This is a genomic window from Nitrospirillum amazonense (assembly GCF_029594735.1).
GTDB classification, from domain to species: domain Bacteria; phylum Pseudomonadota; class Alphaproteobacteria; order Azospirillales; family Azospirillaceae; genus Nitrospirillum; species Nitrospirillum amazonense.
The window spans coordinates 468,377-486,705 of the sequence record NZ_JARPAF010000004.1; the positions used below are offsets into that span (position 1 = coordinate 468,377).

Consider the following 18,329-nt stretch of genomic DNA (forward strand, 5'->3'; position numbering starts at 1 on the left):
CCGGGTGGGACGCCTCATCCCACCGGCAGCAGCAATTGAGCCTTCAGCCCCGGGCCGTTATCCTCCAGCACCAGGGTGCCGCCGTGGCGCTGGGCCACCGCATCCACCAGGCTGAGGCCCAGGCCGCTGCCGGGGCGGGCCTGGTCGCGGTCCAGGCGGAAGAAGCGCTCGCGCACCCGCTCGCGGTCCTCCGCCGGGATGCCGGGGCCGTTGTCGGCCACGGTTACCTTCACGCGGGATGGGCCGTCGGCGGCGACGGTCAGGCTGACGTGGCCGCCCTCGGGCGTGTACTTCAGGGCGTTGTCCAGCAGGTTGGCCAGGGCCTGGCCCAGCAGCTGGCGGTTGCCCTGGACCGTGGCGGCCGGGCCGGTCGCTTCCACCGCCATGGTGAAGGTGATGCCCTGGTCCTCCGCCACCGCGTCGTACAGTTCACCGGTGCTGAGCGCCAGGGCGTCCAGCGGCACGGGGGCGATGGGCAGGCTGCCGCCCGACTCCACCTCGGCGATGGCCAGCAGGGCGCGGAAGGTGGCCAGCAGGTGGTCCACCTCCTCGATCGCGGCCTCCAGCACCTCGCGCGGGTTCTCCACCGTGTCGTGCATCAGGGCCAGTTCCAGGCGCGTGCGCAGGCGGGTGAGGGGGGTGCGCAGGTCGTGGGCGATGCCTTGGCTGACATGGCGGATGCCGGCCACCAGCGCCTCGATGCGGTCCAGCATGGCGTTCAGCGTGTGGGCCAGCTGGTCGAACTCGTCACCGCTGCCCGTCAGGGGCACGCGGCTGACCAGCATGCCCTCGCGGATGGCTTCCGCCGTGCGGGTCACGCCGTCCAGGCGTCGCAGCCAGACACGGCTCATGGCCAGGCCGCCCACCAGGCCCAGCACCAGGGCCAGGCCCATGCTCCAGCCAATGACGCGCTCCAGCCGCTCGCGCAGTACCCGCACCTCGCCCAGGTCGCGGCCCACCAGCACGCGATAGCCGCCGGGCAGGACCGCGATCAGGGCGCGCACGTCGCCGGGCCGCACCTGGCCGGTGCTGGGATCCTTCACCGGCAGGTTGGCCCAGCCGGCCTCATCCACGCCCTTGGGCCAGAACTGGTTGCCGGCCAGGGTGGCGCCAGAGCCCGCCGACAGGATGTAGATGGAGGAGGCGTTGCCCATGCCACGCTCGTTCACCGCCTCCGCCAGGCTGGCCATGCCGCCGGTGCGGTAGCGGTCGGCCAGGGCCTGCATGTCCTCGCGGATGCCGGTGTCGGCCTGGCCCGCCAGGAATCCCGCCGTGGACCAGTAGATCAGCCACAGCACCAGCAGGACGGAGCCGATGAACAGCCCGAGATAAATCAGGGCGAAACGGAAGGTGGTGGTGCGCAGCAGCCGGCCCAGATGGCGGTGCCGGTCGGACGGCAGGTCGGCGCCCGCCGCCTCCGCGGCCGGGCGCTTCAGGGACGTAAGCAATACCCGGCCCCCCGCACGGTCTGGATCAGGGGCTGGTCGAAGCCCTTGTCCACCTTCTGGCGCAGGCGCGCGATGTGCACGTCGATGACGTTGGTCTGCGGGTCGAAGTGATAGTCCCACACCTGCTCCAGCAGCATGGTGCGGGTCACCACGCTGCCGGCGTTGCGCATCAGGCATTCCAGCAGCTGGAATTCACGCGGCAGCAGGTCGATGACCTTGCCGCCCCGCTTCACCGTGCGGGCCAGCAAATCCATCTCCAGATCGCTCACCACCAGCTTGGTGGCCTGGGCCTGCGGCGCCGCCCGTCGGCGTCCCAGGCTTTCCAGCCGGGCCAGCAGTTCGGAAAAGGCGTAGGGCTTGGTCAGGTAGTCGTCACCCCCGGCGCGCAGGCCGGTCACCCTGTCCTCCACGCTGCCCAGGGCGCTCAGCACCAGCACGGGCGTATCGTTGCCGGCGGCGCGCAACAGGCTGACCAGGGACAGGCCGTCGCGGCCGGGCAGCATGCGGTCCACCACCAGGGCGTCGTAATGCTCCGCCCCCGCCAGGTACAGCCCCTGGGTGCCGTCGGGCGCATGGTCCACGGCGTGTCCCGCCTCCTTCAGGCCTTTCAGCATGTAGGCGGCGGCCTGGGCGTCGTCCTCGATGACTAGGATCTTCATGGGGGCAACCTGGGTTGGGGGACACCAGACAAAGGGCCGGGCGGTGGAGTTCCGCCCGGCCCCGTCAAGTCTTCAATCGCTGGGATTCACTATCCCGGAGAGGCATCAGCCCTTGGGCGTCACGGGCAGGGGCAGGAACATCTGCTGGTCACCGCGGCGGACCAGCAGCAGGACGGACTTGCGGCCGTCCTTCTTGGCCTTTTCCACCTGGCTGTTCACGTCCGCCGGTGCCTTCACGCTCTCATTGTTCACGCTGGCGATGATGTCGCCGGGGCGCAGGCCCAACTCGTCCTTGCCGGGGTCGACGATGACGACGCCCTGGGCGTCGTTGTCCAGGCCCATGCGCTCCCGCGTGCGGTCGTCCAGCTTGCCCAGCTTCAGGCCGGCCACGGAGGCGTTGTCACCCTTGCCGTCCGGCGAGGTGGAGCCGCCGGGGCCGTTGTCCTTGTCGCCGCTGTTGGGCGCCTCGCCCAGCTTCACGGAGACGGTGATGGCCTTGCCGCCGCGCAGCACGCCCAGGTCCACGGTCTTGCCCGGGTCGATGCCGGCCACGTTGCGGGCCAGGTCGCGCTGGTTGTCGATGGACTTGCCGTTGATGCTCTGCACCACGTCGCCCTGCTTCAGGCCGCCCTTCTCCGCCGGGCTCTTGGGCGAGACGGCGTTGATGATGGCGCCCTTCGGCTCCTTCAGGCCCAGGCTGTCGGCGATCTCCGGCGTTACGGCCTGCAGGGTCACGCCCAGGTAGCCGCGCTGCACATGGCCGGTGGTCTTCAGCTTCTCGATCACCGGCTTGGCCACGTTGGACGGAATGGCGAAGCCGATGCCGACCGAGCCGCCGGTGGGCGAGAAGATGGCGGTGTTGATGCCGATGACCTCGCCATTGGCGTTGAAGGTCGGGCCGCCGGAATTGCCCTTGTTGATCGAGGCGTCGATCTGCAGGAAGTCGTTCAGGTTGGCGGCGTCGATGTCACGGCCGCGGGCCGAGACGATGCCGGCGGTGACGGTGCCGCCCAGGCCGAAGGGGTTGCCCACGGCGATCACCCAGTCACCCGGGCGCATCTTGTCGCTGTCGCCGAAGGCCAGGGCCTGCAGCGGCTTCTTGGGCTCGACCTTCAGCAGCGCCAGGTCCGACCGCTCGTCCTGGCCCACGATCTTGGCCGGCACGTCGTCGGTCTGGTCCTGGAAGTGCACCTTCACCTCGTCGGCGCCCTCGATGACGTGGCGGTTGGTGACGATGTAGCCGGAGGGGTCAATGACGAAGCCCGAGCCCAGGGCGGATTCGATGCGGGGGCGGCCACCGCCGCCGCGGCCGCCGGGCAGCGCCTCGTCCGGCAGGCCGAAGTGGCGCATCATCTCCTGCAGTTCCTGCGGCACCTGCGGCGTCGTCACCTTGTGCGCGGCGGTGATGGTCACCACCGCCGGCGTCACCTTCTCCACCAGGTCGGCGAAGCTGGGCAGCGACGCCGGGCTGGCGGCGTGGGCGGTGGTGGCGGCCGGCGGCGCCACCAGGGCGGTGCCGGTCATCAGACCGATGGCCAGCGCGGTGACGGCCAGACGGGGAAAGCGCTTCTTGGCGGTGCGAACGGTGGGCAGGGAGGTCATGGTCTCAAGCTCGCTTTCACGAATGGTATTTCTTGGTCTTTAGAGCATCCGGAACCTGCCCGGCGCGGGCCGGGTTCCGCAGGATGAGGTCAGGGAATTGCGGCCGGATTGCGGACCGGCCGCCGGTGCTGAGATATCAGGGGCTCAGGTATCGATGGAGCCATCGTCGAAACCGCCGTCGTCGGCGCTGTCGTAGCTGGCGTCCTGGTATCCGCTGTTGTCGTCGCGATAGGCGTGGTCGCGGTAGTTGGCGTCCTGGTGGCCGCTGTCATACCGGTCGCCATTCTCGTTCACGCCATTCTCGTTCACGATGGTCTCGTTGACGGTGGTGTTGTTGATCACCGTCTCCTCCACCCGGTCGCCGCCATAACCGGCGCCCCAGGGGGAACCACCGCCGAAGCCGCCGCCATGGCCGCCCCGGAACAGGGATTCCACCGCGTCGGCCGCCAGCACGCCGCCGGCGACGCCGGCCATGGTCTCGAACATGCCGCGCATGAAGCTGCGGGGCTGGGCATAGGCCGGAGGCGCGCCGTAGGTGGGCTGGCCGTATGCCGGCTGCGGCGCGGCGTAGGCTTGGCCGTAGGGCGGCTGGGGCTGCTGCTGCGCCGGGTAGGAAGACTGGCCCCAGGGGCCGGAAGGCTGCCCCGGAGCTTGGTTGAACGACTGGCCGCTGGATTGGCCGGTGAAGGGCGGGGGCCCGCCCTGCGGCCGGCTGGCGGCGTTCTGCTGCAGGTCGGCCAGCCGGCGCTGCGCATCCACCAGCGCCTCCTGCTGGGCCAGCAGGGCCTGGGCCATGATGTAGGGCAGGGCGGGCTGGCGCGACAGCGCCTCACCCACCAGTCGGTCCGATTCAGGGTCGCGGGGCATGCCGTCCAGTCGGGACACACGCGCCAGCAGGGCTGTCAAATCTTCGCGGTCCTTCGGGGTCATGATGGTTCCTCGACTGCTTTCCTTTGTTACCGTCTTAACACGGCGGCCCAACTAACATGGGGCGATCATCGCCCGCCGCAACGAGGATGATCATGGTCGGGACAGACTTTCCAGCCCGTGGCAGCAGGATTAAGTTTTTTTCATGCGGCGACGGGCCTAAAGCGATAGGAACACCCCGTCCTTTTTGACTTGTCGAGGGTGCCTTCCTGGGGCACGCCGTCTGCCCATGGCCATCATGCTCCCCCTGGCGCCGCCCGCCTATACGCCTGACGAGATGCGCGCCCGCGTCCTGTACCAGGACGCCGACGTTCTGATCGTGGACAAGCCTTACGGCCTGCCGGTGCATTACGGCACCAAGTCCACCGACCATCTGGAACGCTACCTGCCCTGGCTGGTGGCCGAGGGCGCGCCGGCGCCGCGCCTGGCCCACCGCCTGGACAAGGACACCACCGGCTGCCTGGTGCTGGGCCTGAACGAGGTGGCGTCCACCCGCCTGGGAAAGCTGTTCCTGGCGGGCCGCGTGGGCAAGCGCTACTGGGCGGTGGTCAAGGGCCGGCCGGAGACGGCGGAGGGCCGCATCGATCTGCCGCTGATCAAGCGTCCGGTGCCGGGATGTTCCCGCATGATGGTGGATCATGAGGAGGGCAAGCACGCCCTGACCGAATGGCGGCTCATGGCCACCGGCATCGATTCGGACGGGCAGGTCCTGTCATGGCTGGAGCTGACGCCGCGCACCGGGCGCATGCACCAGCTGCGGGTGCATTGCGAGGCCATGGGCTGGCCCATGCTGGGTGACCCCATCTACGGCCGAGACTGGCGGGTGGAGGGGGGCCGCGACCCGGCGCCGGCCATTCCGCTGCACCTGCACGCCCGCTGGGTGGCCCTGCCGTGGTGGGCCCCGTCCGAGCCGCCGCTGGAAGCCACGGCCCCCCTGTCGCCGCATCTGGCCGCCACCTTCCAGCGCCTGGGTTTCATCGTCGAAACCAGCTGACTCAAGCGACGACGGGTTGGCGCGGGGCCGGCGTATAAGGACTGTCGCCAGCCGCGCCGGGCGCACAAAAGAGAAAAGGTCGGTGGCATGACACCACCGACCCAGTAGGCTTGGAAGGAATTCAAGACAGGACGGCAGCAGACCGCCTTGGCTTGAGGTAGATCCACTACGCGACCGGACAGGCCAGGACGCCGGCCCGATCTCCGCAGGTACGGGGAACGTCCGCCGGGCAGGGTGGTCTAGAACCCCAGCCCGGGTACTTGCCGGCGCCGTTCCCGCCCTCTCGGTTGGGGCAGAAGGGACGGGAAGTCGCTCGCGGTCTAGGACGAGCGGGCGCCGGTGCCACCAGCCAAGGAGACGGCGCCGCGGGCGGGGGGTTGGGGCTCCCGCCCGCGGCTGTCGCCGTCTCCATCGGCTGGCGACAAGGGGACAGTGCCACGCCAAGCTGACCGCATCCTGACAAGGATGCCGGGCATAACGATTTCCGGGCGCCGTCACATTTTTGCCCTGCGGGCGTGCCATAAGCCCTTTGCCCGTGCCCCGCTGGCACCCTGCCGCTCCCGCCGATTCCGACTCCGCCGCCTTACGAGGGGCGCCCCGCTTGACTGTAGACGGGGCGTTAACCTTCCTGGGATAGGGTTGGTGACGCGGGGAACGCCTTGGGCGCCCGCGGCTTGGCTATTTGGGGTGCCGTTTGGCGCCGTTTGCGTCCGGAACCCTTCCGCATCGCCGCGGATGATGCGATAGAGTTTCGTGAGGCGGACGCCGCTGCATGATCACGTTGTCAGAACTCGAGTCAGATACCGCTCCCATGTTGACCTCCCTCTCGGCCGCGTCCGGTTCCAAAGCGCAGCAGGCGGCGGCACCTGCGGCCAAGCGCCTGTCCATCGTCATTCCCATGCATAATGAGGAAGGCAACCTGGCCGCCCTGTTCCAGCGCCTGGTGCCGGTGCTGGAGGGTATCGGCCTGCCGTTTGAGATCATTTGCGTGGATGACGGCTCGCGCGACGGCACCTTCGCCGCCCTCAGGGACCATCAGGCGCGTGAACCCCGGATCAAGCTGCTGCGCCTGTCGCGCAACTTCGGGAAGGAGGCGGCGATGTCCGCCGGCCTGTGCCACGCCATCGGCGACGCCGTCGTGCTGATGGACGGCGACCTGCAGCACCCCCCCGAAACCATCGCCATCTTCGTGGAGCAGTGGCGCCAGGGCATGCAGATGGTCTATGGCGTGCGCGCCAGCCGGCTGACCGACCCGTGGCTGCGCCGCTTCCTGACCAAGATCTATTACCGCCTGCTGGACAACCTGTCCGAGGTGACGCTGCCGCGCGGCGCCGGCGACTTCCGCCTGCTGGACCGCAGCGTGGTCGATGCGCTGAACGCCATGCCCGAGCGCAACCGCTTCATGAAGGGCCTGTTCAGCTGGGTGGGTTTCCGCCAGGTCGCCGTGCCGTTCGAGGTGGCGCAGCGCCATGCCGGCGCCACCTCCTTCAACTTCTGGCGCCTGTTGCGCTTCGGCCTGGACGGCGTCGCCTCCTTCAGCAACGTGCCCCTGCGTGTCTGGTCCTGGCTGGGCATCGCCCTGTCGGTGCCTTCCTTCTTCTATGGCTTGGTCATCATCACCAAGACCATCATGTTCGGCCGTGACACGCCCGGCTACGCCTCGCTCATGGTGGCGGTCCTGTTCCTGGGAGGCGTGCAGCTCATCGGCCTAGGCGTCCTGGGCGACTATCTTGGCCGCGTCTTCACCGAAGTGAAGGGCCGCCCGATGTACCTGGTGAACGAGAAGGTGGGCTTCGATGACGCGTCGGCCCCCGCCGCGGTGATCGCCGGCGGTGCCGGGGGGCATCCCTGACCCCCATGTCCCTCCTCCGTTCCCCTGACGCGTCGGCCCCCGCCCGCCCGCACACCGCCCCTGCAGCGCCGTCTATCGGTGCTCGGAGCATCGGCGTGGGAACCATCGGCGCCGGACGCATGGTGCCGGCCGGCGCGCGCCTGGGCTCGCCCTTGTGGCGCCGGTTGTCGCCATGGGACATTGCCTTCTGGCTGGTCATGGCGGTGGCGGTCGCGGTGGTGTCCTGCACCTTCCCCGACTTCGGCATCACGTTTGACGAGCCGCTGCACGTGGAATACGGCCAGCGGGCGCTGGAATGGTATTCCTCTCTGGGCAAGGACCGCGCGGTCCTGGAATTCCAGAACCTGTACCTCTATGGCGCCCTGTTCGATACGGTCGAGGCGCTGTTCGAAAACCTTCTGCCGCTGGACGTCTACGCCACCCGCCGCCTGGTGGGCGGGCTGACCGGCCTGTTGGGCGTGCTGGCGGTACGCCGGATCGCCCGGGATATGGCGGGTGAGGAGACGGGATCGCGCGCCGGGCTGATCGCCGGCCTGTGCCTGCTGCTGATCCCGGATTGGTGGGGCCATTCCTTCGCCAACCCCAAGGACGTGCCCTTCGCCGTGGCTGCCGCCTGGACCCTGTCCTGGCTGGTGCGGGTGGGGCGTGGCCTGGACACCGACGCCAAGGGACCGTCCCTGGGCTCCGTCGCCATGCTGGGCCTGTGCTTCGGCATGGCGCTGGGCATCCGCGTGGGCGGCGTGCTGCTGGCCGGTCCCATCATGCTGACGCTGCTGGCCCACCTGGCCAAGGGCGTGCTCGCCGGTGACGACGCGCGGCAGACGGGCGCCACGGCCTGGCGCCTGGTGCGCCGGATGTGGATCGCCGTGCCCATCGCCTATATCGTCATGGTGGCTGCCTGGCCGTGGGCCCAGGTGAACCCGCTGCGCCATCCCATGGAGGCGCTGGCCGAGTTCTCCAAGTTCCCCATGGATTTCACCTTCACCTTCGCCGGCGTGCAGGTGCGCACCACCAACCTGCCTTGGTGGTACCTGCCCGTGGGCTTCGGCGTGAAGTTGCCGGAGGTGGAACTGCTGGGCCTGGCTGCGATCGCGGCCTTCGGCGCCGTGGCCGCCCTGCGCCGGCCTTTCCCGGCGGGCGTGCGCCTGGACGGCGTGGCGCTGACCACCGCGGTGCTGCTGCCCCCGGCCGCCGTGGTGGCGACGGACGCCGTGCTGTACGACGGCATCCGCCACATGCTGTTCCTGATGCCGCCCCTGGCCACGGCCGCCGGCCTGGGCCTGAACGGCCTGCTGACGCGCCTGCCCCTGCGCTGGCCGCGCAATTTCTGGCTGAACCCCTTCATGGCCGCGCTGCTGGTGGCCTGCGCCGCCGTGCAGGTCGGGTTCATGGCCCACCTGCACCCCTATGAGACGATCTGGTTCAACCGTTTCGTGGGCGGCGTGCGCGGCGCCGGGCCGAAGTTCGAGCTGGACTACTGGGGCAGTTCCCTGTCCGAGGCGGCCAAGCGCCTGACCGACACCATGGTGAAGCTGGAAGGTCCGCAGGCCTTGACCCAGCCCTACCGCATCCGCGTTTGCGGCCCGCCCACGTCGGTGTTCCACTACCTGCCGCCGGCCTGGAAGCCGACGCGCCGCAATACCGGCCCGGTCGATTTCTACCTTGCCTTCACCCGCTGGGCCTGCAAGGAAATCCCGGCGGGCCAGGACATTGTGCGCATCGAGCGCGATGGCGAGGTGCTGGCCTATGTGCGTGACTTGCGGGAGCCGCCGCAGTAAGCCAAGGCGGCCCCAAAGGCCGGCGACCGCCGGCCCTGAGGGGGCATTTGACCAGTCAGGATCAAATGCCGACGCGTGTGAAAGGGAGAGGATCGCCAGATGAAGCTGTTCGGCCTTGCGGGGTGGAGCGGTTCGGGCAAGACCACCTTGATGGTCCGGCTGATCCCGGAACTGACGGGGCGGGGCTACGGCGTCTCCACCCTGAAGCACGCCCACCATGATTTCGACGTGGACCAGCCAGGCAAGGACAGCCACCGCCACCGCACCGCCGGCGCCACCGAGGTGCTGGTGGCCTCGTCCCGGCGCTGGGCCCTGATGCATGAGCTGCGCGGCGCTGCCGAGCCGACGCTGGCCGACCTGGTGGCCAAGCTGTCGCCCGTGGATCTGGTGCTGGTGGAAGGTTTCAAGCACGACCCCATTCCCAAGCTGGAGATCTGGCGGGCGGAAAACGGCAAGGCGCCACTGTTCCCCGGCGACCCCAGCGTCGTGGCGCTGGCGGCGGACGATCCGCTGCCGGTGGAGGTGCCGGCCGGCCTGCGGCGTTTCCCCCTGGACGCGGTGGCGGACATCGCCACCTTCATCCTGGCCCATGTCGGCTTGTCCCATGTCGGCTTGTCCCATGACGGCCTGCCGCCCCGCGCTGACTGAAAGGCGGCTGAGTCCCATGCCAGGCGCCGCCGACTGCTACCCCGATACCTTGCTCAGCGTCGACCAGGCGCGGGAGCGCCTGCTGCGCGCGGTCGCCCCCGTCTCAGGCATCGAGAGCGTGACGTTGGACGCGGCCGACGGCCGCGTCCTGGCCCAGAATGTGGTGGCGGCGTTGAGTTTGCCGCCCTTCGCCCAGGCCGCCATGGACGGCTACGCCCTGGACCACCGCGATGTCGCCGGGGCGGCGGACCCGGTGCGCCTGCCCCTGTCGGGCCGGGTGGCGGCGGGGAACGCGCCCCATCCCCTGGTGCCCGGCACCGCCGTGCGCATCTTCACCGGCGCACCGCTGCCCGATGGCGCCGACACCGTGCTGATGCAGGAGGATGCGGAGCTGGACGGCGACGTGCTGCTGGCCCCGCCCAGCCTTGCCCCCGGCCGCCATTGCCGCGCGGTGGGGGAGGATATCGCGGTGGGCGCGGTGGCGCTGCCGGCGGGGCGCCGCCTATCCCCGGCGGCGGTGGCGCTGGCCGCCGCCTTGGGCGAGCGGACCCTGGTGGTGCGGGCGCCCCTGACCGTGGCCTTGCTGTCCACCGGGAATGAGGTGCGGCCGGCCGGCGCGCCCTTGCCCCCCGGCGCCGTCCATGACGCCAACGGCCCCCTGCTGACCGCCCTGCTGCGCCGCCTGGGCTGCCGCGTGGTGCCGGCCGGCATCGTTGGTGACGATCCCGCCGCCCTGACGGCCACCCTGTCCAGCCTCAGGGCTGACCTGATCCTCAGCAGCGGCGGCGTCTCCGCCGGGGAGGAGGATCATGTGAAGACGGCGGTGGCGGCCCTGGGCGGCATCGACTTCTGGCGCCTGGCCCTCAAGCCGGGCAAGCCGCTGGCGTTCGGCCATATCAAGGGGGGGCATGTCGGGAACACGCCCTTCCTGGGCCTGCCCGGCAACCCGTTCGCCGCCTTCGCCGCCTTTCTGGCGTTGGGCCGGCCGTTGGTGCAGCGCCTGTCGGGCGAAACCATCGCCGACCCGCCCCGCGTCACCGTGCGCTGTGGCTTTACCCACGGCCGCGCCCCGGGCAAGCGTGAATACCTGCGCGTGGTCCTGCGGCAGGAAGGCGCCGACACCGTGGCCCATCTCGCCGGCGCCGGTGGCAGTGCCGCCCTGTCCTCCCTGGCCGTGGCCGACGCCGTGGCGGAGGTGGAGGAGGTTCGCAACAGCCTGCGGCCCGGCGATCCGCTGACCGTCATTCCCCTGCACGGGCTGTTCTAAGGCGGCGCCAAGTAAGCGCTATGGTATCGATGTCATTTCCCGTATCCTGGGGCAAAACAAAGCCCAGGGAGGGAACATGACCAGGACGACATCCATCCATGCCATCGCATGCGCCGGCCTTATGGCGACGGCGCTGATGTTCACCGGGGTGGCCCAGGCGGCCGACCAGAAGACCGATGCGCCGCCCTCAGCCGTGGGCGCGGATGGCAGCGTCACCCTGCCGCTGGCGCCGGGCAGCCTGGTCCTGCCCTTCTCCTCCTACGCTTCGCCGGAGGCGCGGGACTGGTTCAAGCATTATGCCGACGTGCACGCCCCGCCCATCACGGACGTGCCGGCCAGCCGCGCCTTCTACGACCGCATGAACACGGACCGCGCCAACCGGCTGCGGGCGCTCTATCCTGTCACCGTGACCGACCAGACCATGGGCGGCGTGCCCACCCAGGTGGTGACGCCGGCCAAGGGTCCCCAGGTGGCGGACCGGGTGCTGATCAACCTGCACGGCGGCGCCTTCCTCTGGGGGGCGGGGGCCGGCGGGCTGGTGGAGGCGGTGCCGGTGGCGGCCCTGTCCCGGACCAAGGTGGTGACGGTGGATTACCGCCAAGGGCCGGAGCACCGCTTCCCCGCCGCCAGCGAGGATGTGGCCGCCGTCTACAAGGAATTGCTGAAGACCTACAAGCCGCAGAACATCGGTATCTACGGCTGTTCCGCCGGCGGCATCCTGACGGCGGAGGCGGTGGCCTGGTTCCAGACCCACGGCCTGCCCCGGCCGGGCGCCATCGGCATCTTCTGCGCGGGTGTGCTGGATGGTGGCGGCGATTCCCAGGCATGGTCGGCCCTCTACGGTGGCCAGCTGCCGGGCCCCGGCCTGCGCCTGATCGACCTGCCCTATTTCCAGGGCGCCAATGCTCAGGACCCGCTGGTGCTGCCGGGCGTGTCGCCGGAGGTGCTGGCCAAGTTCCCGCCCACCCTGCTGATCACCGGCACGCGCGACTTCATGATGAGCGACACGCTGCGCAGCCAGGATCTGCTGGAACGGGCCGGGGCGCGGACGGAACTGCACATCTGGGACGGCATGGTCCATTCCTTCTTCTCCGACCCGGAATCGCCGGAGGCGCGGGCCGCCTACGACGTCATGGCCCGCTTCTTCACGCGGGAACTGGGCCGTCCGTAAGACCCGAGGTCAGGCGACCAGGGCCAGCAGGGCCAGCAGCAGGAACAGCGTCTTGCGCAGCATCGCGGGGGGTGCCTTTCGTCCGGCGCGCACCCTACGGGTAAGTGGTATGGCCTTGCCCACCACCCTTGGTGATGGGGCTGAGCATGCCGGTGAATGGCGGCGACGGCAACCTACCGCGACGGCGCTACCCTGTTGGTTGCCTGTGACAATTCGGTGCCTGGCGTTTTGCCGTGCGCGGGGGCGGCCACGGTGAGGGAGGTGCTGGCCTGGATGCCGCCGCCCTCGCCGCGCAGGGTCAGGACATAGCGGCCTGGCGGCAGGTAGAGCGGCAGTACCTCGCCCGGCCGCAGGAACAGGCGATCATAGGGCGCGGTGTCGGCGGGCTGGCCGGGCTTGCGTGCCTCCACCACCCCATCGCCGCCCTTGGGCAGCAAGGCCGCTGGGATCGCCACGGGCCGGCCCAGCCAATGGCGGGAGACGCCGGCGGCGATCAGGTCATCGCCACCGGGAAGGGGCATATAGACCTGCATATCGACATGGCCCACGGCACGGTCAATGACACGGGGCGTACCGTCCGGTCCCACGTACGTGGCGGCGGCACCGTGCGCATCCGTCCGCTGACAGCTGGTGGTGTCGACGGTCAGAGGATCGATGCCGGTACGCTGCTTCAAAACCTCCGCCATCCAGGGGATCTGCGCTGGCCCACTCAGGCCTTTGTCGATATGGCCCCAGCCGGCCAGGACCAACAATTTCCCGTCCGCGGGCATATGAGTCAGGGTGTCCGCCAGCCGCGCCGCCTCCACCCGTTCCCGTGAGGCGATGCGCTGCCCACTGTCGCCATTCTGGTCGGCGAGGGAGGCTTCGTCATAGGGCACCAGGGTGAAGCCCAGGGCCATCGCCCGGCGGATGACGGCGGCGAAGGTCGGTTCGCCGAGGTAAGGGGCGAAGCCCTTGCCTCCAGCGATGGATTCACGCACCTCCCCATCGGTCCAGTCATCGCCGCGCGGCGACAGGGCCTCCAGCGCCACATGGGTGAAGCCCATCTGGCGCAGGCGGGGCAGGACCGCCAGCCAGAAGGCGCGGGAGGTAGGGGCGAAATGGTTCTCGTTGATCATCACCACGCGGCGGTCCTGTGCCAGGCGTGACAACAGATCCAACGGGTCGGTGGATATCCCCTCCTGCGCGACCACGTCGCATCCGGATTTTCCATGCAGGCGGCCTGCGGCCCAGGCCAGGTCTGGGCGCCCCAGGCGCGCATATTGCGTGGCGAGGGCCTGAGCCATATCTGGGCCCGCCGCGCTGTAGGCGTGGATCTCCCCGACGAAGTCCCCCGCCGAAAGGCGTTCGGAGCGTTGGAAGGGCAGATGGGCGCCCGGCGGTACGGGGGTGGGGTGCGCGCCCTCCTGCGCTGCCGCCGGCACCGCCAGCATCAACATCGCGGCAAACAAACTCGCCCTGGACCGACCCATCTCCGCCTCCTTTACCGGCAGCGGAATCAGGATGCCAATGCGCAGGACAGGGCGCAACCTATCGCGTGTGTCGCGCCAGCTTGTTCTCCTAAGGTCAGCGCTTATGTCGCAGCACCCAGCCGGCCAACTCATCCAGCGGCGCGGGGTGCCCGTCGCCGTCGCGGAAGCGTACGGTGGCGCTGTGGTCGGGCCAGGCCACGGTCAGCTGGGTTTCCAGGGCGTCGGGGTGGCCAGGAGAGGGAAAGGCGGCGGGCTGCGACGCGAGGTCGGCCGCCTGGACCAGGCGCACCAGGGCTTGGCGGTCGGCGTCGTCCAGGCCCGCGACCGCCACGCTGATCTTGGGCCGGCGCAGGGGGAAGGCGATGCCGCCCTGGCGCTGGCACTCGATGACGACAGGCAGGGGCGGGGCAGGTGGGGGCGGGTCGGCACTCATGGCGGCAGCATGGGTCAAAGGCCCACGGCCGTCCAGGCGTCGTCCACCGCCTTGGTGGCGGCGTCACCGTATTTCCGCGCCACGTCGCGCGTGGCGGCGGCGGCGTCCTTGAATTCCGACCACAGCTGCAGGCGGGTGGTCAGCGTCTCGTACCAGATCAGGCCCGCCACCTCCCACGCCTTGCCGCCGATGGCGGTGGCCGCCAGATAGAAGGCATGGTTGGGGATGCCGGAATTGATATGGACGCCGTAATTGTCGTCCGACCCGCTGTAATAGTCCTTCATGGTCGCGGGTTGCGGATCCTTGCCCAGGGTAGGGTCGTCATAGGCGGTGCCGGGCGCCTTCATCGACCGCAGCGCCGTGCGGTTGGTGCCCGCCTTGGGGATCAGCAGGCCCTCCCCGATCAGCCAGTCGGCCTGGTCGGCCGTGTCGCCGGCGGCGTACTGTTTGATCAGCGAGCCGAAGACGTCGGAGAAGGATTCATTCAGGGCCCCCGACTGGCTGGAATAGGTCAGGCCGGCGGTGAATTGGGTGACGCCGTGGGTCAGTTCATGCCCGATGACATCCAGGCATTTGGTGAACCGGTCGAATATCTCCCCATCCCCGTCGCCATAGACCATCTGCTGGCCGTTCCAGAAGGCGTTGTCGTAGTCGGTGCTGTAATGCACCGTGGAATCCAGGCGCATGCCCTTGTCGTCCACGGAGTTGCGCTTCATCACCTCCAGATAGAAATCATAGGTCCGGCCGGCATAGGCGTAGGCCTCGTTCACGGCCACGTCCTGGCCGTCCGGCTGCCCCTCCAACCGCACCAGGGTGCCGGGCAGATCGCCGCCATGCTGAGCGTCATAGACGCTGCGTTGCTTGGTGCCCGTGCCCAGGCCTGCGAAGGCGAACTGGTTCATGCTGTCGCGCATGCCCCGCAACAGGCCCTGCTGATAAAGGTTGCGCAGGGCGCGCTTGCGCAGGGTCGGGTCGCTGGCGTTGGTCGCCACATGCTCGATCATGTGCGGCGGGATGATGAAGCAGACGTGCGGGGGACAGCCGGCGTGCTGGCACATGGGGGCGGGCCTTTCAGCGCTGGATCGGGGCACCCAGCGTGGCACCGCGCGTTGGGTGCCGGAATAGCCGCCTAGGACATAGCTACGCCTGTATCGCCGGGGCTAATCCCTTGGAGAGGAAGGCTGCGGCCGCATCCAGATCATCCGGGGTATTGATGTTGAAGAAGGGGTCGATGGCCTCGACGGCGAAGTCCACCAGGGCCAGGGGTTGACCCGCTAGGAAGACGCCGACCTTGCGCACGTCCTCTTCAACCAGAGCCTGGCGCAGGCGGTCGGCCAGGTCCACGGGCCACAACGCCACCACCGGATGCCGCTGCCCGCCCGAGGTGGCGCAGGCCACGCCGCCCGGGGCCGCTGCGCCCGCCAGGCGTGCGGCCAAATCCTGGGGCAGGAAAGGGCAGTCAGCCGGCACGCTCAGCACGTGGGTATGGCCGCCCTGGGTGCGGGCGTATTCCAGCCCCGCCAGCACGCCGGCCAGCGGCCCGGAATATCCCGGCACGGTGTCTGCCAGGATGGGCAGGCCCTGGTCGCGGTAGCGGTCGGGGTCACCGTTGGCGTTCAAGGCCAGGGCCGACACCTGGGGGGCTAGGCGCCCGCGCACATGGGCCAGCAGGGGCCGGCCGGCCAGGATCAGGCGCGCCTTGTCAACCGCGTGTACCTCATCACCGCCAAAGCGACGGGCCAGGCCACCGGCCAGGATCAGGCCCAGAATATGGATCGTTCCGCTCACGGAATGTAAGCCGCGCGGAAGTCGGTGACGGTTGTCCCGGTAGAGCCCGTCCCCACCGGGCCGCCTATGGCCCGGGTCATTTCGGGGTATCTCCCGCCGCCGGCGCTGGTGTCTTCCCCGGCGCGGGCTTGGGCGCTGACGTCGCCGGTTCCGCCTTGGGCGCCGGTTTCTCATCCGTCGGCTTGGCCTTCTCCGCCGTCTTTTCCGGTGCGCCCTCGAAGCGGGGGGACTTGGCCAGCAGGCGGCCCTTGTCCAGCGCGTGGGTCAGCACCAGCGATTCCAGGGCGCCCGCCGGCTGGTCCGGGTTCAGGTCCAGCGTGTCCTTGTTCAGGGCGTAGAGGGTGAAGACATAGCGGTGGGTCTGGCCCGGCGGCGGGCAGGGGCCGCCGTAGCCCTTGGGCCCGAAGTCGTTCAGCGCCTGCACCGCCCCCTTGGGCAGGGCCTTGCCGTCGGCCGCCCCGGCCCCGGCGGCCAGGCTGTGCACGCCGGCCGGGATGTTGAACACCATCCAGTGGCGGAAGCCCTTCTTGACGTCCGCGTCCATGATGATCAGGGCGAAGCTCTTGGTCGTCGGCGCCTCCCCGCCCCAGCGCAGGGCGGGGGAGAGGTTTTTGCCGCCGCAGCCGTCACGATCCCAGGCCTGGGACGCGGTCAGCGTGCCGTCGGCCGCCAAATCAGGACTGCTCAGCCACATGCCGGCGTGCGCTTGCCCCGCTGCCAGCCCGCTGGCCAAGCCTACGGCCAGGGTGGTGCCCAGGACCAGCCGGCGCCTCATGCTCACACCCGTTCCGTCATGCGCCGTTCGCGCAAGGGGCGCTTCACCCGGGCCAGGTTTTCGCCCAGGGCCGTGCCTTGGCGCAGGGCCACGGCCACCTGCAGCACGTCGATGACGGCCAGATGCGACAGGCGCGAGGTGCGCGGGGTGTAGATGCTGGTGTCCTCATCCACGTCCACCAGCAGGGGCACGGTGGCGCGCTCCGCCAGCGGCGACCCGCCCGAGGTGATGGCCACCACCGGCGCGCCGCCGTCCAAGGCGAGGTCGACGGAACGCAGCAGCTCGCGCGTGCGGCCGGTGTGGGAAATGGCGATGACGGCGCCGTCCGACCCCAGGATGCTGGCGGCCATGGCCTGCACGTGCACGTCGCTGTGGGCGATGACGGGCACGCCCAGGCGGAAGAACTTGTTCTGCGCGTCCTGCGCCACGATGCCGGAGGCGCCGAAGCCGTAGATCTCGATGCGCCGCGCGGCGGCCAGGATGTCCACGGCCCGGCTCAGGTTTTCCGCGTTCAGCTGGTTGCGCATGCGGGAAAAGGCGCTGATGGCCCGGCCGATGACCTTGGCCGCCACCTCCGCCACCGGGTCGTCGGGCATCAGGTCGGCATCGACGAAGGGCGTGCCCGTGGCCAGGTCCTGCGCCAGGCGCAGCTTGAAGTCCTGATAGCCGCTGCAGCCGATGGATCGGCAGAAGCGCACCACCGTGGGCTGGCTGACGTCGGCCTCGCGCGCCACTTCCGCCACCGAGGCGGTGACGACGGCGTGCGGCCGCTTCAGGACGATTTCCGCGATCTTGCGTTCCGACGGACGCAGACTGTCCATCATCCCGCGTATGCGACCCAGCATGAAGCTAACCCCCGACCCTGCCGATGACTTCACGAAGGAACCAGGCGCGCTGCTGCGGCGTTCCTTCCTGTTTGTAGTGAAATTACCGGAAGTTATGCGGCCATGTCACGCGCGCCGTGGCAGCGGCCCCATAAGGGTTAAAGGCCCGCGACGCGCTGCACCGTCCAGAACAGGCCGGTGGCGGCGATGAGGGACGAGGCGGGGATGACCACGCGGCGGCGGTACCAGGGCTTGTCCCGTTGCTGACCTGAAACGCACACGAGGGCCACGGCGGCATAGGCCGCGGCGATGATGGACAACTGCGCCAGCTCGATACCGACATTGAAGCTGACCAGGGCGGGGATGACGTCGCGCCGGGCCAGGTGCAGGTCGGCCAGGGCCCCGGCGAAGCCCATGCCGTGCAGCAGGCCGAAGGCGAACACCACCAGGGGGCGCCAGGGCGTCAGGCGTGCTGTCACGATGTTCTCCACCGCCACATAGGCGACCGACAGGGCGATCAGCGGTTCCACGACGCGCGACGGCAGGCTGATCACGCCGTACATGGTCAGGCCCAGGGTGACGGAATGGGCCAGGGTGAAGGCCGTGACCTGCACCAGGATGGAGCGCAGGCGGGTGGTCAGCAGGAAGATGCCCAACACGAACAGGATGTGGTCCAGCCCCTCGGGCAGGA

Annotated in this window: 17 protein-coding genes; 6 read left to right on the forward strand and 11 right to left on the reverse strand. The window is 69.5% G+C overall.

Annotation, left to right across the window (positions count from 1 at the left end):
- Nucleotides 1-14: 14 nt before the first annotated feature.
- The 4 genes from P5F91_RS22920 to P5F91_RS22935 all read right to left on the reverse strand — a co-directional run bounded on the left by P5F91_RS22920 (nt 15) and on the right by P5F91_RS22935 (nt 4,639).
- Nucleotides 15-1,448: a sensor histidine kinase gene (locus tag P5F91_RS22920; RefSeq protein WP_246134180.1), complete on the reverse strand. Its 1,434-nt coding sequence runs from the start codon at nt 1,446-1,448 to the stop codon at nt 15-17.
- Nucleotides 1,433-2,107: a response regulator transcription factor gene (locus P5F91_RS22925; RefSeq protein WP_145608478.1), complete on the reverse strand. Its 675-nt coding sequence runs from the start codon at nt 2,105-2,107 to the stop codon at nt 1,433-1,435. The genes P5F91_RS22920 and P5F91_RS22925 overlap by 16 nt, the downstream gene beginning before the upstream one ends.
- A gap of 105 nt (nt 2,108-2,212) precedes the next feature.
- A complete protein-coding gene (locus P5F91_RS22930; RefSeq protein WP_145608476.1) occupies nt 2,213-3,709 on the reverse strand; it encodes a Do family serine endopeptidase in 1,497 nt (498 codons plus the stop codon).
- A 144-nt stretch (nt 3,710-3,853) separates the two neighbouring features.
- The gene (locus tag P5F91_RS22935) at nt 3,854-4,639 is read right to left on the reverse strand and encodes a DUF2076 domain-containing protein (RefSeq protein ID WP_145608474.1); all 786 of its coding nucleotides are present in this window, start codon (nt 4,637-4,639) and stop codon (nt 3,854-3,856) included.
- Nucleotides 4,640-4,865: 226 nt separating this feature from the next.
- On the opposite strand from P5F91_RS22935, the gene P5F91_RS22940 reads away from it, so the two are divergent.
- From P5F91_RS22940 to P5F91_RS22965, 6 genes are all read left to right on the forward strand, one after another.
- Complete coding sequence (locus P5F91_RS22940; protein ID WP_246134179.1) at nt 4,866-5,630, forward strand: RluA family pseudouridine synthase; 765 nt, start codon at nt 4,866-4,868, stop codon at nt 5,628-5,630.
- Between the two features lie 811 nt (nt 5,631-6,441).
- The gene (locus P5F91_RS22945) at nt 6,442-7,482 is read left to right on the forward strand and encodes a glycosyltransferase family 2 protein (RefSeq protein WP_246134178.1); all 1,041 of its coding nucleotides are present in this window, start codon (nt 6,442-6,444) and stop codon (nt 7,480-7,482) included.
- A 95-nt stretch (nt 7,483-7,577) separates the two neighbouring features.
- Complete coding sequence (locus P5F91_RS22950; RefSeq protein WP_277908360.1) at nt 7,578-9,260, forward strand: hypothetical protein; 1,683 nt, start codon at nt 7,578-7,580, stop codon at nt 9,258-9,260.
- Nucleotides 9,261-9,359: 99 nt separating this feature from the next.
- Nucleotides 9,360-9,908, forward strand: a complete 549-nt coding sequence (gene mobB, locus P5F91_RS22955; protein ID WP_277908361.1) for a molybdopterin-guanine dinucleotide biosynthesis protein B — start codon at nt 9,360-9,362, stop codon at nt 9,906-9,908.
- 16 nt (nt 9,909-9,924) lie between these two features.
- Nucleotides 9,925-11,175, forward strand: coding sequence for a molybdopterin molybdotransferase MoeA (locus P5F91_RS22960; RefSeq protein WP_277908362.1), 1,251 nt, complete (start codon nt 9,925-9,927; stop codon nt 11,173-11,175).
- A gap of 76 nt (nt 11,176-11,251) precedes the next feature.
- The gene (locus P5F91_RS22965; protein WP_277908363.1) at nt 11,252-12,346 is read left to right on the forward strand and encodes an alpha/beta hydrolase; all 1,095 of its coding nucleotides are present in this window, start codon (nt 11,252-11,254) and stop codon (nt 12,344-12,346) included.
- A gap of 173 nt (nt 12,347-12,519) precedes the next feature.
- Here the strand turns inward: P5F91_RS22965 and P5F91_RS22970 are convergent, their stop codons facing one another.
- The 7 genes from P5F91_RS22970 to P5F91_RS23000 all read right to left on the reverse strand — a co-directional run.
- Complete coding sequence (locus P5F91_RS22970; RefSeq protein ID WP_277908364.1) at nt 12,520-13,785, reverse strand: hypothetical protein; 1,266 nt, start codon at nt 13,783-13,785, stop codon at nt 12,520-12,522.
- Between the two features lie 127 nt (nt 13,786-13,912).
- The gene (locus tag P5F91_RS22975; RefSeq protein ID WP_277908365.1) at nt 13,913-14,251 is read right to left on the reverse strand and encodes a protealysin inhibitor emfourin; all 339 of its coding nucleotides are present in this window, start codon (nt 14,249-14,251) and stop codon (nt 13,913-13,915) included.
- A 14-nt stretch (nt 14,252-14,265) separates the two neighbouring features.
- Complete coding sequence (locus P5F91_RS22980) at nt 14,266-15,309, reverse strand: M4 family metallopeptidase (protein ID WP_277908366.1); 1,044 nt, start codon at nt 15,307-15,309, stop codon at nt 14,266-14,268.
- Between the two features lie 82 nt (nt 15,310-15,391).
- The gene (gene mobA, locus P5F91_RS22985; RefSeq protein WP_277908367.1) at nt 15,392-16,039 is read right to left on the reverse strand and encodes a molybdenum cofactor guanylyltransferase MobA; all 648 of its coding nucleotides are present in this window, start codon (nt 16,037-16,039) and stop codon (nt 15,392-15,394) included.
- A 76-nt stretch (nt 16,040-16,115) separates the two neighbouring features.
- Nucleotides 16,116-16,814: a YbhB/YbcL family Raf kinase inhibitor-like protein gene (locus tag P5F91_RS22990; protein ID WP_277908368.1), complete on the reverse strand. Its 699-nt coding sequence runs from the start codon at nt 16,812-16,814 to the stop codon at nt 16,116-16,118.
- 2 nt (nt 16,815-16,816) lie between these two features.
- Complete coding sequence (gene hexR, locus P5F91_RS22995; protein WP_088873663.1) at nt 16,817-17,659, reverse strand: transcriptional regulator HexR; 843 nt, start codon at nt 17,657-17,659, stop codon at nt 16,817-16,819.
- 137 nt (nt 17,660-17,796) lie between these two features.
- Nucleotides 17,797-18,329 (reverse strand): HupE/UreJ family protein (locus tag P5F91_RS23000; RefSeq protein ID WP_277908369.1); only part of this gene is annotated, 533 nt, incomplete at its 5' end.

Coding starts and splice junctions, on each gene's coding strand:
- P5F91_RS22960 (WP_277908362.1), top strand. CDS start 9,925: ATGCCAGGCGCCGCCGACTGCTACCCCGATACCTTGCTCAGCGTCGAC.
- hexR (WP_088873663.1), bottom strand. CDS start 17,659: ATGCTGGGTCGCATACGCGGGATGATGGACAGTCTGCGTCCGTCGGAA.
- P5F91_RS22990 (WP_277908368.1), bottom strand. CDS start 16,814: ATGAGGCGCCGGCTGGTCCTGGGCACCACCCTGGCCGTAGGCTTGGCC.
- P5F91_RS22930 (WP_145608476.1), bottom strand. CDS start 3,709: ATGACCTCCCTGCCCACCGTTCGCACCGCCAAGAAGCGCTTTCCCCGT.
- P5F91_RS22945 (WP_246134178.1), top strand. CDS start 6,442: ATGTTGACCTCCCTCTCGGCCGCGTCCGGTTCCAAAGCGCAGCAGGCG.
- P5F91_RS22965 (WP_277908363.1), top strand. CDS start 11,252: ATGACCAGGACGACATCCATCCATGCCATCGCATGCGCCGGCCTTATG.
- P5F91_RS22975 (WP_277908365.1), bottom strand. CDS start 14,251: ATGAGTGCCGACCCGCCCCCACCTGCCCCGCCCCTGCCTGTCGTCATC.
- P5F91_RS22940 (WP_246134179.1), top strand. CDS start 4,866: ATGGCCATCATGCTCCCCCTGGCGCCGCCCGCCTATACGCCTGACGAG.
- mobB (WP_277908361.1), top strand. CDS start 9,360: ATGAAGCTGTTCGGCCTTGCGGGGTGGAGCGGTTCGGGCAAGACCACC.
- P5F91_RS22925 (WP_145608478.1), bottom strand. CDS start 2,107: ATGAAGATCCTAGTCATCGAGGACGACGCCCAGGCCGCCGCCTACATG.
- P5F91_RS22970 (WP_277908364.1), bottom strand. CDS start 13,785: ATGTTGATGCTGGCGGTGCCGGCGGCAGCGCAGGAGGGCGCGCACCCC.
- P5F91_RS22980 (WP_277908366.1), bottom strand. CDS start 15,309: ATGTGCCAGCACGCCGGCTGTCCCCCGCACGTCTGCTTCATCATCCCG.
- P5F91_RS22935 (WP_145608474.1), bottom strand. CDS start 4,639: ATGACCCCGAAGGACCGCGAAGATTTGACAGCCCTGCTGGCGCGTGTG.